At 36.1% G+C, this 12,585-nt stretch carries 10 protein-coding genes and 1 pseudogene; 8 read left to right on the top strand and 3 right to left on the bottom strand.

Annotated features, from left to right (window positions below):
• Positions 1-44: 44 nt before the first annotated feature.
• A complete protein-coding gene (locus tag ACM5BR_RS04800) occupies positions 45-617 on the bottom strand; it encodes a DUF7133 domain-containing protein (RefSeq protein ID WP_416826352.1) in 573 nt (190 codons plus the stop codon).
• Between the two features lie 440 nt (positions 618-1,057).
• On the opposite strand from ACM5BR_RS04800, the pseudogene ACM5BR_RS04795 reads away from it, so the two are divergent.
• Positions 1,058-1,228: pseudogene (locus ACM5BR_RS04795) on the top strand (iron chaperone); the annotation flags it as partial.
• Between the two features lie 445 nt (positions 1,229-1,673).
• Here the strand turns inward: ACM5BR_RS04795 and ACM5BR_RS04790 are convergent.
• Positions 1,674-3,125 (bottom strand): L,D-transpeptidase family protein, encoded by a 1,452-nt coding sequence (locus tag ACM5BR_RS04790; protein ID WP_416826350.1) that lies wholly within the window; start codon positions 3,123-3,125, stop codon positions 1,674-1,676.
• Positions 3,126-3,341: 216 nt separating this feature from the next.
• Between ACM5BR_RS04790 and ACM5BR_RS04785 the strand changes: the two genes are divergently transcribed.
• Together ACM5BR_RS04785 and ACM5BR_RS04780 are read left to right on the top strand one after the other, a co-directional pair.
• The gene (locus tag ACM5BR_RS04785) at positions 3,342-3,941 is read left to right on the top strand and encodes a hypothetical protein (RefSeq protein WP_416826348.1); all 600 of its coding nucleotides are present in this window, start codon (positions 3,342-3,344) and stop codon (positions 3,939-3,941) included.
• 293 nt (positions 3,942-4,234) lie between these two features.
• Positions 4,235-4,426, top strand: a complete 192-nt coding sequence (locus tag ACM5BR_RS04780; RefSeq protein ID WP_416826346.1) for a hypothetical protein — start codon at positions 4,235-4,237, stop codon at positions 4,424-4,426.
• Positions 4,427-4,610: 184 nt separating this feature from the next.
• On the opposite strand, the gene ACM5BR_RS04775 is transcribed toward ACM5BR_RS04780, so the two are convergent.
• Positions 4,611-5,783, bottom strand: a complete 1,173-nt coding sequence (locus ACM5BR_RS04775; protein ID WP_416826344.1) for a tyrosine-type recombinase/integrase — start codon at positions 5,781-5,783, stop codon at positions 4,611-4,613.
• Between the two features lie 317 nt (positions 5,784-6,100).
• On the opposite strand from ACM5BR_RS04775, the gene ACM5BR_RS04770 reads away from it, so the two are divergent.
• From ACM5BR_RS04770 to ACM5BR_RS04750, 5 genes are all read left to right on the top strand, one after another.
• Positions 6,101-7,114, top strand: coding sequence for a MerR family DNA-binding transcriptional regulator (locus ACM5BR_RS04770; protein WP_416826342.1), 1,014 nt, complete (start codon positions 6,101-6,103; stop codon positions 7,112-7,114).
• A gap of 139 nt (positions 7,115-7,253) precedes the next feature.
• Positions 7,254-8,351: an endospore germination permease gene (locus ACM5BR_RS04765; RefSeq protein ID WP_416826340.1), complete on the top strand. Its 1,098-nt coding sequence runs from the start codon at positions 7,254-7,256 to the stop codon at positions 8,349-8,351.
• Positions 8,344-9,783: a spore germination protein gene (locus ACM5BR_RS04760; RefSeq protein ID WP_416826338.1), complete on the top strand. Its 1,440-nt coding sequence runs from the start codon at positions 8,344-8,346 to the stop codon at positions 9,781-9,783. The genes ACM5BR_RS04765 and ACM5BR_RS04760 overlap by 8 nt, the downstream gene beginning before the upstream one ends.
• On the top strand, positions 9,780-10,925 hold the full coding sequence (locus ACM5BR_RS04755) for a Ger(x)C family spore germination protein (protein WP_416826337.1): 1,146 nt from the start codon (positions 9,780-9,782) through the stop codon (positions 10,923-10,925). The genes ACM5BR_RS04760 and ACM5BR_RS04755 overlap by 4 nt, the downstream gene beginning before the upstream one ends.
• Positions 10,926-11,206: 281 nt before the next feature.
• Entirely contained in the window at positions 11,207-12,532 is a 1,326-nt protein-coding gene (locus tag ACM5BR_RS04750) for a TIGR00366 family protein (protein WP_416826335.1), read from the top strand.
• Positions 12,533-12,585 lie beyond the last annotated feature (53 nt).

Below are 12,585 nucleotides of genomic sequence, written 5' to 3'. Positions count from 1 at the left end.
TAGGATTTTGTCAAATGATGAAGATGCTTTAGCAAAAACCTTTTCTAAGCATAATATAAGTATAGGAGATGTGAAGTTGAATAGTCCAATTGTTGATAAACAGGAGATACTTCGCGCCTTGGAGGAGTCAGGAATAGAACTGGAGATGCGCCCTTGCCGTCGAAGCGGTAGATTCCGTCCGTGGCACCCACATAGAGCGCCCCCTGGTGCCATTCTACCCCGTGAGCACTCTCTACGTTCGAGGCGTATATCTCGGAAGAGTCGGCCACGCCGTCACCGTCTGTATCGGCCAGGCGGCTCACCCGGTTGGCGCCCATCTTCGCCACATAGATCGCTCCGTCCGGTCCGAGCGCCATATGCCGCGGCCTCTGCAGCCCGGCTGCGAAGACCTGGATCGTGAAGCCGGGCGGCACCTGGAGCTTCCGATCGCCGCCGGGGTACGCGCCCTGATAGCGGGTCGGAACTTGAACCGACACCGGGGCCGGAGCTTTGGCGGGGGCCGTTGGTGTCGCCAGAGACGACGCTGCCCCCTTGGATGGGTTCACCTGCTGACGGCCATTGCAGGCGGTGAGTAGCAGTACGGTAAGTATCAATAGCCAATAAAATGTCCGCATCATAGAATCTCCTCGTCAAATGTATTAGACAGTGTGTAAGTTTCATCAAAAATAATGTTTATACTCCTTTCAATCTGCATTACCTTTACAATTCAAGGCCTTTGTTGATACAGACTATTTAACAAACCAAGCATATAATCTTTTTCGAAAGTGGAAGTTGAACCACCTTCTAGAGGAAGCTTAAAGCGATTGATTGATTCTGCCATTGATACGTTTGAAAAGCATTTTTATCAGGAAACCTCTCAGCAATTATCTCCTAAGACATGCTCCCGATTAGATGCTTTTTAGAATCATCGGTAAAGGGGAATCTGACGATGAAGAAAACAAGAAATTTAAAGAACTTACGAAACAAATAAGTAACTTTCCTGATCAATAGACCCTACAACGATGTAATTTATTCAATATAAGGAGAAGGGCGAGAATTCGAATTTTTGACGGAAATGACGCCAATGTTTTCCGATCACGGCACATTTATCATCGGCTTATCCACAAGCGAAGCATCATTTGAGCGTTTCACCCGAAGAAGTAGGCATACGCACTTTACCGATGACATTGCCCAAGCTGGCTACAGCGCTACCAAAGGCTTGTTTCGAATTCCGTGGACTAAGCCGGTCCCTACACGTTTTTTTGTCGTATTATTTATGATTGATACCTTTTTTATTTTTCTTTTTATGAACGAGCCAACCTTCTCAATAATCAACGTAATACTTATAGTTCGCTTCATTATAGCTTCTGTCATAATTGCTATTTTACAAGCTATCGTCACGGTTTATCTTCAGCCCGCTTTTAGTCTATTATTTATGATGTTTTATTTAGGACTAGCAATCTTTATTCCTAAGCCTATTTTATTAGGCTATTTTCTTTTTAACAACTCACCACGTAACGCTCTTTTTTTACAAGTCATGAAATTATGATTTTATGACTTTATGTATTTACGTTAACGTATATAACTGTTTCTCCACCCCGCACACGAGAAGTGTGTATCATAAATAATAAAAACAAAGAAAATACTTTTTTAGTTCTGGATACATTCATCACTTCATTAGAGACTGTTATTTGCTAGTATACGATAACCGGTTCATAAGTACTGAGATTATCATACACGCTTTTCGCAATACTAGGAGGGAGGTTGACACATCCGCCTGAACCTGCTGTTAGATAGGCATTATTTGCCCAGTTTGTTCGCCAGCCGGCATCGTGGAAACCTTGTCCGCTGTTTGTGAACGGAGCCCAGTAATCTACGTTAACAGAATAATCGGGTTTACCTACTGCGCTGCCTTTGAGTGTATACGGTGATCGTTTATAGAGGATGTACCACACTCCCGGTGATGTATCTTCATTGGTGCTATGTTTACCAGTCACTACATTCGTTGTGTCTGCCAATTTACCATCTTTGTAAATCCAAATACTCTGTTCTGCAATTGACACTTCAGCATACGTGTCTCCAATGCCATTATTCGCTGTTGTATCATAACCGATGCCTTTATTATCCCAGCCATTTCCGTAAATATTAGAAGCAGAAAGCGTTTTTTCTCCTTTTTCGAAGGCTTCTTGGATTTGTTTTGCTTCTTTTTCAACATCTATTGCCCAGCCATAGCCTTGTCCTTTTACTGATATGACCGAGCCAGAATGGGTTTTAAATGTGAAGTCTTTATTTAATGTTGCTTGAGAATTATTAATTTCAGCAATTTTGTTCTTAATGTCACTTAGGTCGATTGAAACATTCATATCTTTTGATATAGAGGCGTTTTTAATTAGATCTTGAGCTTTTAAAGAGTAAACTTCATTCTGTACCTTATAATCAATGGTCCCTTGCAGAAGATCCTGTAGCATTTGCTCCTCTTTTTTTACAATCGGATCGTTTTCTTTAATAGGCTGCATGTATACAGGATTCAGATGGATTTCACTTTTATACTTCTGCTTGTCGTAATCCTTCAATAGACTAGCGACATCATACTGTTCTCCGTCAACGCTTTTTGAAATAACAACTTTTCCCTGTTCGAGCTTCGCCATAGCATCTTGAGGCGCTTTTAAACTATTATTCATAGATGTGAGTTTCTTTTCTACAAGTTGTTTCATCGTTTCACTTTGATACTGCTCTGCTTGTTCTGGTAGCAGCCAATAGTTTTTTTCCTTTGAGGAAGGGAAAAATGTCCACTGGCTTTTTAGTAGTTTCTTAACTTTAGGCAAATCTTCATCTTTAAGTCCTGTCTCCGTATCTTTTTCATCTAATATTTGTTGTTGGCCAACATAGACTTTGTTTTTTAGTACAGATGTTCCTAATTTTTTCACTGCTTGATCAGCAGTCAGACCGCCGACTTTTGTGTCATTAATCGTAACCTGTGAATTGAAACGAGTTGCCTGATAATAACTCACTCCCCCAATTAGAAGTGCAATTATAACAACACCACCGCCCACTGTGATAAACTCCCAATTTTTAAAACGATGGCTTGAGTTTACTCGTTTTTTATCAATTTCATCAACTGATTCATTTATTGTGTTGTTCTTCATAGACTATTCCTCCGTATATATCACGTCAAACGATTTTAAACTAAAACTATTGATAAGTTTACCTTATTTTTCTAAAATTTTCATTATTTTTGACCAGATTTTATTGTGAATAATTAAGTAAGAATTAGGATTAGTTTATAAGATATACTTTTTCATAGTTCAAATGCACATAAAGTATGTATAGCATATATAGATATATTTTGAGGAGATGAGCAAATGAGGAAGTGTAAACCGTTCATTCATCAAAAAAGACTATACTTGGGCGTTTTGGGGTATAAAACTGAAAAAACAGAAATTCAGTATGGCAGTGAAGGGAATTTAATCTTTTATCATTACACTTATAAAGAACATTTAAATAAGATTTTCGCAAAAGATAGTGGTTTATATGCATATAGACCAGTGACATGCCCCAGGGTACCAACTTACCTACGAAATCATTTCCTTATAGAGGGTTTCCTATCTCCAACACCAAATTGGCTTACAAACAATGAGTATTTCGGAAATTTAGGAAAAGATTTAATAGAACAATTTGTAGGTAATATTATATTACAGATTGAGATACCAAAAGGATTTTCGTCAATCTACATAGCCGACTATGCTCATATTCTTGAATGTAAGTTCTTAGATAAAAATGAAGGATCGTCTCTAAATTTAGGCTATGATTGTTCATCGGGGAAAGAGGTAACACATGCTTATGTGCATTCTTATATTCCAGCTGATAATTATAAAGGTGGACATATCGCTCCAGTAGTGCAACTTACTAGGGAGGGTTCGGGAATTATCATTCCGAATAAATATATAAGTGTATACAATTAATGATCATTAGAAAAAGAAATAAAAACTTTGATAGCATATTTGTACAATATCACGTATTAAGTGGGTATATTAGATTGATGGGCATGTGACGGTACCCCTATTAGTGATTTTTCTGTAAAATTACCATAACTATATTATGTAAACAATAGACCGTTATGACTCCCGTATTGATTCAAGGGATTAGAGCGCTATTCATTTCTATTGACTTAGTTGGCTCAATTACTACTGAGTTGACGGTAGTTCATTATAATCATTACGTCTGAAAAACTGTAGAATATGCGATTTTAATTCAAATGAATATGCATGATACAGATGATATTGCATTCAACAAAGCAGGCCTACCTGTACCAAAAATTACTGCCCTAGGACTAGGAGGACACCTGCTTCTTGAATTTGATGCAAACGTGTGTGATGAAATGTATAAGTTGGGCGCAGAAGAAAAAACGATCTTAATCCAAATCCCGATTGATTACCATCAGTATTAGCCTTGGTTGAAAGGGAATTTGCATTAGTTGATCTTTCAAAATCTGAAAGAACAGAAATGATATAGTTTCTGTTCTTTTTCTATATTCTGTCCAGAATTTTGACATTGTTAAGGATTACAAAAGCTTGCGTAACGGAAAAAGTCATCGTGATTTGATTATTTGTTTTGTCTTCAATCTATTTTTCTTAATCCAAATCATCCGCAAAACTTAATGCTGCATTATCTTGACGTTTCAAATGCTTCTCTAGATAGATTTGTGTCGTCAAGATTGAATCATGTGCTAATGTACGCTGAATTTTTGTTATCTCTACTCCTCTAGCTGCAGCTGCAATCGCAAAGAAGTGGCGAAATGTATGAGCTGTGACAGGATTCTCTCGATACTGCAAAAAAGGAAGGTTCGTGTCATGTACCATTTTTGTTACTTGATTCGATAGTTGATTCGAATTATAAGGCTTTCCTCGCAAGGTCATCAGTAAAGGTGACTCATCCCCGCTGTTAAGCTTTGTATCATACCCACGATTTTTTCTAAAATGAATAAGGGCTTTTAATAGTTGGGGTGAAATGTAGACTTGCCGTTCTTTATCTCGTTTGCCGACAACATGTAGCCAATATTTTCCCTCCATATACTGCAAATCTTTCACTTTCGCAGAAGCAAGTTCCTTAATACGTAGGCCAGTTGTAGCTAAGCATAGGAGAATCGTATAATTCACAAGATGATTTTGTTGTTTATAATAGTTTAAAATCTCTTGTACTTCTGAAAAGGTTAAATCTCGATTCGGACGATCTTCGCTCCGAACGCTGCTTTTCTTTAATTCTTGATGCAGTGGTTTCTCTATATATTTCTGCTCATATAAAAACTTTAGAAAAGACCTTATAATGGTTGTCTTTTTTGCTAGACTGGCTACTTTATATGGTTGTCCATCTCTACCTAAGGGAGCTTGCTGCAGATACGTCCCATACCGCCTTATATTCCATGGCTGTATTGCTTGTAAGAGAGAGGAATTGGAGTGTATGGCTTCTGTCTGTAAATCAAACTCTTTGGCAAACTTCAATAGGTTTTGGCAGAACGTTAAAATTTCATGAAGATAGACTCGCTTCGTACTTAGCTTTCTATGTTTCGTTTTGTCCATATCCTTTTCGAGGTGAACAAAGTAATAGATAACTTCCATATCATTAAAATAAGCAAACTTAGTTTGCTGTTCTTTCTCCGCAAGATCAATAACTTCTTCTAATTTATGTATATATTCTATATTCAATAGTAGTTCTGTGTTATGTATAGATATATTTTTTAATATATAGGAAGATGTATATTTTCCTGATGTTGAAGGTAAACTTGTTGATTCATCTATATTATTCATAACTTCAACTCCTTAATTATCTACACGATACTAACTATATATAATACATTTTTATTATAACATACAAAATACATGAGACTAATCAATATATAAACTGAAATAGTATGTAAGATATGTAATAATGCTCTATTCTTTTATATTGAACATATATATTTCGTTTATAATAAATATTTACATAATAATGAATATATATGTTACTATTAAGATAGATTAAATTTAAATGTAACTTTTTACAAGATTTATATTAACATTTATAGATAACATGTATTGATAAAATATAGAGTTAATTACAAGAATATATATAAGGAGTTAGAATTATGTTAGAGGATGTATTATTCGATGATAAGCCAAAAGTAACAACGAAAGAAGCAGCCCATATGCTTGGGGTAACAGAAGCAACGATTTATCGGTATGAAAAGGAAGGTAAGCTTTCTTCGGTTTATAAAGATAACTGGCGAAAAGATGGAACGAAAATGTTTTATGAAGAAGAAGTATTAAGTATCGTTCAATCGCTGCGAAAACCCGGGTTTACTATTCAAGAAATTGCTGATAAAGCAGGTGTATCTCATTCTACAGTTTCGAAATGGATTCAAGCTGGTACATTACATGCTAATAAAACTATATATAATGGAAGAAACACGTATTTTATTTCTGAACAAGAAGCAGAACGCATTCTGAAAAATTTACCAACGCTTATTTCACATCGATCTGTGAAACGGAAACTATCTGCAACGGTAGAAGGGAAGGAAGTATTTTTATACCAATCGTTCTATCATGAAACTACACATGAACAAGCACGTATTATGTCGCTAGATAACAATACTGGAAAGGTGATCACGGAACGAGAAGAAATGTTTCCACTAGAAGAACTGTTTTCTCGCGGATTTCATTCGACATATATAATAGAAAGAAAGCGTCACAGTACAAAACGTGGGCAAGCACAATTTAGCTTTCGAAAGCCTCAGTTTGTTCAGGCAGTTGCATATACCATTATTGAATGGCTTTATCAATTTGGAGGGGCAGCAAATGTGAAAATTGAGGAACAGGGGCAAATGATTCATGTAGAAGTAAAACCGTTAACGTTAGAAATTGATGTACGAGAGCATAAGGCAGAAATTGAGTTTTTAGCCAAACATATTGAAGAAGGTACTATTTCAGTACGTAATAACAGCGTATATATTGAAAGTGATATTGAGCCGGTTTCATTTTATGTTGAAAGGACTATGAAACAACGGATGAAAGAAGAGGCAGAAAAAGATAAGATTGGTTTAGAAAGCTGGATAAAAAAGATTATCGTTTCTCATTTACAAAATAAAAACGAGTTAGAATAAGGACTAGAACTAGGACGCTTTCGTTCTAGTTTTTATTTTTGAAAAGTATTTCAATTTTCGAATTTAGTAAATGGATTACATACCATTTCTTGATATGGGAAATATATACTTAAAGCCATGAAGTAGAGGGGTGATAATAATGAAAAATGCTGATCGCATCACTGTTTTTCAACTTTCATTTATAGTGATGACGGCTATAGGCTTTAAAACACATGTTACGATTATCCCGCCTTTACTTCAAACTGCCGGACGTGATGCATGGATGTCGGTATTGTTTGCAGTTGTTGTTGTGAGTATTTGGTGTATTTTATTGTTTTTTATTCACAAGGAAATGAAACAACAGCATATAGCCATTTGGTTAAAACAGCATATTGGAACATTCTTTACTGTATTGATAATAGGTATTTTTTGTATGTACATATTAACTATAGCTTCTTATGCGATGCGAGAAACTATGACGTGGGTAAAGATTACCTTTTTGCCAACAACGCCGGAATGGATGGGTGTCACACTTCTTGCAGTTCTTTGTCTGTTAACCGCAGCATCCGGTCTACGAACATTATCAATCATTAATTTTTTTCTATTAATAATGGTAATAGTATTCGGATTTCTTGTTGCGATTGTTAACATACAAGTAAAAAATTATTCATTATTACTTCCAATCTTAGAAAATGGATTCTTACCTGTTTTAAAAGGTAGTGTTTATCAAGTTGGAGCACTCGTCGAACTCCTATTTTTTCTATTTCTACAGCAAAAAATTGAAAGACCTTATCGTTACCGTGACTTCATTTATAATATTTTGAACCTATCATTTTTAACATTAGGTCCCCTCGTTGCAGCAGTAGCAGAATTTGGTATAGAAGAGGCCGCGAAACAACGCCATCCAGCATATGAGGAATGGGGTCTTGTTCAAATGGGACAATTCATTGAACACTTTGATTTCTTATCTATTTATCAATGGATGTCTGGCGCCTATATTCGTATCTCATTGCTTCTATTGATTCTAATAGAACTATTGAATATAAAAAATGAAAAAGTAAAAAAATGGGTACTTGTTATTACATTTCTAATCATAACAATTGTAAATTATATTCCATTTAGTGATGCAATGTTTTATAACTTTTACATATCCACTATACTTCCTACAACTGCTACTCTTTTTATTAGCTTCACTTTTTTGCTTGGAATCATCGCTTTCGTTACTCGACTTAAAGGAGGAAAAGCAAAAAATGGATGAGAAAAAATTTCGGTCTCTTTTTCAAAAATGTGGAGATGTTATAATCCAAAATGTTTCTTTTTCAGGGTATCAAATCCTTTTTGCATTTTGTCAAGGAATGGTCAAAAAAGAAATGCTCGACTCTGTCATTTTTATAAAATTAAAAAATTTTATCGAAGACTATAAAGACATTTCAAAAGAAGTGATTCAGGAATATTTCCCTGTTACGGGGTTAGAATGGGTTGATAATAAAGATAAAATTATGTCTGCTATATTTTCTGGAAAAGCTGTAGTAGTAATAGAAGAAATCAATAGTGTTTTTTCTATTGACATAGCAAATATTCCAAATAGAAAACCAGAAGAAACGAAAACAGAAGTCACGATACAAGGACCGAGAGATAATTTTATTGAGGATCTTACAATAAATATTGGACTAATTCGGAAACGCTTACGAACTACTTCTCTTTGCGTAGAATCTTTAGAAATTGGAAAGCGCTCCAAGACAAAGGTTGCTGTTCTCTATATTCAGGATATTGCAGATCAATCCATTCTGAAACAACTTATGAAAAAATTGCAATCTGTTGATATAGATAGTATTTACAGCGGAAATCAGTTGAAAGAACTTATCGATGATAGACCATTTGCGATTTTTCCGCAAAGTCTATATACCGGGCGTCCTGACTTTGTCGTTCAATCATTGCTTAGCGGCCGGTTTTCGGTACTGATTGACGGTGTTGCCTATTCAATTCTTACACCTGCTAATTTATTTTTCACACTAAAGACAGGTGAAGACTCGGAGACATCATATTTATATAATTCATTTGAACGTACTATGCGAATTGTAGGATTAGTATTTTCTACTCTTCTACCAGGGTTTTGGGTTGCAATCACGTCTTTTCACCAAAATCAAATTCCATTTACGTTGCTTGCTACCTTAGTAGAATCTAGAAAAGGTGTTCCGCTACCTAGTGCTTTAGAAGCGATTTTAATGTTGCTTTTATTTGAATTATTTCGAGAGGCTGGGCTAAGAATGCCACTTCCCATTGGACAGACATTAAGTGTTGTCGGTGGATTAATTATAGGTGATGCGGCTATCCGTGCTGGATTAACAAGTGCATTGATGCTTGTCGTTATTGGTGCTTCAACCGTCGCAACATTTACTCTTGCCAACCAAGCTCTTATTGGAACAGTCTCCTTGTTACGTTTTGGGGTTCTTCTCTTTTCTGGCTTATTTGGATTTCCAGGCTTTTTTATAGCTCTATTCTTTATTCTCTTGTATTTAGCACGCATCCGAACATTTGGGGTTCCTTACCTTGAAATTGCTACACGTATAAGTTTTAGGAATATAGTACATGAGATTTTTCGTTTACCAGCTAAAGTAAATACGATTCGTCCGCATGCTTTTACTCCAAAATCTAATGACAATACACGCACTGGGAGAAAGAAAAAATGAAAAGAGGAAGGATGATTCTTTTATTTTTTATCCTTTGTCCGCTTCTTAGTGGCTGCTTTGATTCGAATGAACCAGAACGTATGGTGTATTTGCATGGATTAGGTATTGATTATAAAGATGGAAAATTTCATGGCTATCTGCAATATATAAATGTCGGAAGTCTTGCAAAATCTGAGAGTGCAGCGGCTCCGAGTAAGGAGAAAATTGAAGTTGGCCACGTTTCTGGAAGAAATATAGATGAAGCAATGTTTAACGTTTATCCTTCAACACAAATTCGGGTTTTTTGGGGACATTTGAAGTATATCGTCATTTCTAAGGCAGCATTGGAAAATAAAGGATTAGAGAAAGTATTGGACTTATTTGACCGCTATCGCGAGACCCGCTATCGCATTTGGATGTATTCTACCGAAGAAGATATTAAAGAAGTATTACATACCTATCAGCCTTTACAAATTACTTCTACCCTTACTGAGTTGGGGGAGCCCATAAATAGTTACAAACAAAACTCTTTACTTCAACCCAAAAACATGCGTGAACTTTTAATTGCCATCCAACAACCAGGACAGAATGGACTTCTTCCCCAAGTTAGTTTAACCCAAAAGGACATGTGGCAGGAAGACCATAAAAACTTGCCCGCCATTGACGTTAGTGGAATGGCACTAGTAACAAAAGAGAAACTACTTGGTTTTCTAACTGATGATGACATTGGAGGCTATCAATGGGTAACAGAGAAATCAAAACGTAGTGGAGTTACCGTTGAGAAAGATGGCCAACCAATGGCTACAGTAGTAATTGAAAAAAGTAAAGTGAATATTAAGCCAAGTTTGATAGGTGATAAGATACATTTTACGATCAACCTTAAGTATTCCGGACTTATTAATGAACTAAATCAGCAAATAGAGGTAAATGATTTAGCAGCAGCTGCAGCTGCTCAAATAAAAGAGGACATCATACATACATATTCGAAAGCGCTTGCTATTAATGGTGATATCTATGAATTAGGTGAAGTATTGCATAAAAAAAACAATAAACTTTGGAAACAGCTAAATGAAAATGGAAGAGTGCCTTTAGAAGAGGATTCTATTTCTGTAAATATATCGTTATTAATTAAACATTCTGGAAAGCTTCGTCCTGTTAAATAATGCCTTCGCTTCATCTTAAAAGCGGAGGCATTATTTATTTCCTAGTTACTTTCGTTTAAGAACCTGATCTAGTTTATAATATCTAATCCTTCTACCAATCAGCAAAAAACGAATTGAATGTAATGTTAAAAAAATATATAAAAATAAATATTTACCATTTATAGTAATGTTATGTATAATTTTGTTATAAATGTTTATTGATTCCTGGCACAGAAAGGAGGGTGTAGCTGTTAACAAATTTCTATATATCGAAAAAGTAAATATAAAATAGGAGGAATGAAATGAAAACGTTATCTAATTTCTTTACAGCTATTGTTCAACGATTCTTACCAGATCCTTTTGTATTCGCACTTCTTCTAACCTTAGTTTTATTCATTTCAGGAATTGCATTTACTCCGCATGGTCCGATTGAGATGATTCAATATTGGGGTAAAGGATTTTGGAATCTATTAGCTTTCGCAATGCAAATGAGTCTAGTCCTCGTTACAGGTCATGCTCTTGCCAGTTCTCCTTTTGTGAAAAAGTGGTTAGTAAAGCTTGCTGGTGTGGCAAAAACACCAGCACAAGGGGTTGTCCTCGTTACATTAGGTTCTGGAATCGCAAGCTTTATCAACTGGGGATTTGGATTAATCGTCGGAGCTTTGTTCGCCAAAGAAGTTGCAAAACGAATATCAGGTTCAGATTATCGTTTCCTGATTGCGTGCGCCTACATTGGATTCCTAACATGGCATGGAGGACTTTCTGGTTCCATTCCACTGGTGGCCGCTACAGCTGGAAATCCAATGGAGAAAACAGTTGGATTGATTCCACTAACACATACCATTTTTACAGGATTTAATCTTTTTATCACAATTGCTCTACTCGTTATTCTTCCAATCATGACAAGATGGATGATGCCAACAGGTAAAGACGTAATAGGCATCGACCCGAAGCTTCTAGCTGAAGATGAAATAGCAGCTACGACTGTAGCAATTCCAGCGAAAAAGACATTCGCTACTTATATGGAAAACAGTCGATTTCTCAGCATCCTTATTTCATTGCTTGGATACTCGTATCTTATTTATTACATAACAACAAATGGCTTTAAAATCGATATTAACACTGTAAACTTACTTTTCTTTACAACTGGACTACTTCTTCATGGTACACCTCTTTCATATATGAATGCTGTTACAAATGCTGCAAGAGGAACAGCTGGAATCATGATTCAATTTCCTTTTTATGCTGGAATACAAGGCATGATGGAAATGTCAGGATTAGGTGGAGACATCACGAATGCTTTTATTTCTATATCTACACCTGCAACATTCCCATTCTTGGCATTTATAAGCTCAGGAATTGTTAACTTCTTTGTTCCTTCCGGAGGAGGACATTGGGTCGTACAAGGACCGTTTATTATGCCAGCGGCTCAACATCTTGGGGTCGATCCAGGTGTTGCAGCTATGTCAATTGCTTACGGAGAGGCATGGATGAACATGGCTCAGCCGTTTTGGGCTCTCCCTGCACTTGCTATCGCTGGACTAGGAGTTAGAGATATTATGGGTTATTGTGTAACGACATTGCTTGTTTCAGGAATTATCTTTGCGATTGGTTTGTCATTTTTCTAATAAAATAGAAGTTTGATAGAAGGGGAGTTTCGGACTTTGAAACTTCCTCTTTA

The organism is Ectobacillus polymachus (genome assembly GCF_048159605.1).
GTDB classification, from domain to species: domain Bacteria; phylum Bacillota; class Bacilli; order Bacillales; family Bacillaceae_G; genus Ectobacillus; species Ectobacillus polymachus.
Note: the sequence above shows the minus strand (reverse complement) of the source record. Positions and strands in the feature narration are given on the sequence as shown.

Bases quoted from the DNA above. Each gene is read 5' to 3' on its own strand.
- ACM5BR_RS04770 (WP_416826342.1), top strand. From the start codon at position 6,101: ATGTTAGAGGATGTATTATTCGATGATAAGCCAAAAGTAACAACGAAA.
- ACM5BR_RS04790 (WP_416826350.1), bottom strand. From the start codon at position 3,125: ATGAAGAACAACACAATAAATGAATCAGTTGATGAAATTGATAAAAAA.
- ACM5BR_RS04780 (WP_416826346.1), top strand. From the start codon at position 4,235: ATGAATATGCATGATACAGATGATATTGCATTCAACAAAGCAGGCCTA.
- ACM5BR_RS04800 (WP_416826352.1), bottom strand. From the start codon at position 617: ATGATGCGGACATTTTATTGGCTATTGATACTTACCGTACTGCTACTC.
- ACM5BR_RS04755 (WP_416826337.1), top strand. From the start codon at position 9,780: ATGAAAAGAGGAAGGATGATTCTTTTATTTTTTATCCTTTGTCCGCTT.
- ACM5BR_RS04775 (WP_416826344.1), bottom strand. From the start codon at position 5,783: ATGAATAATATAGATGAATCAACAAGTTTACCTTCAACATCAGGAAAA.
- ACM5BR_RS04785 (WP_416826348.1), top strand. From the start codon at position 3,342: ATGAGGAAGTGTAAACCGTTCATTCATCAAAAAAGACTATACTTGGGC.
- ACM5BR_RS04760 (WP_416826338.1), top strand. From the start codon at position 8,344: ATGGATGAGAAAAAATTTCGGTCTCTTTTTCAAAAATGTGGAGATGTT.
- ACM5BR_RS04765 (WP_416826340.1), top strand. From the start codon at position 7,254: ATGAAAAATGCTGATCGCATCACTGTTTTTCAACTTTCATTTATAGTG.
- ACM5BR_RS04750 (WP_416826335.1), top strand. From the start codon at position 11,207: ATGAAAACGTTATCTAATTTCTTTACAGCTATTGTTCAACGATTCTTA.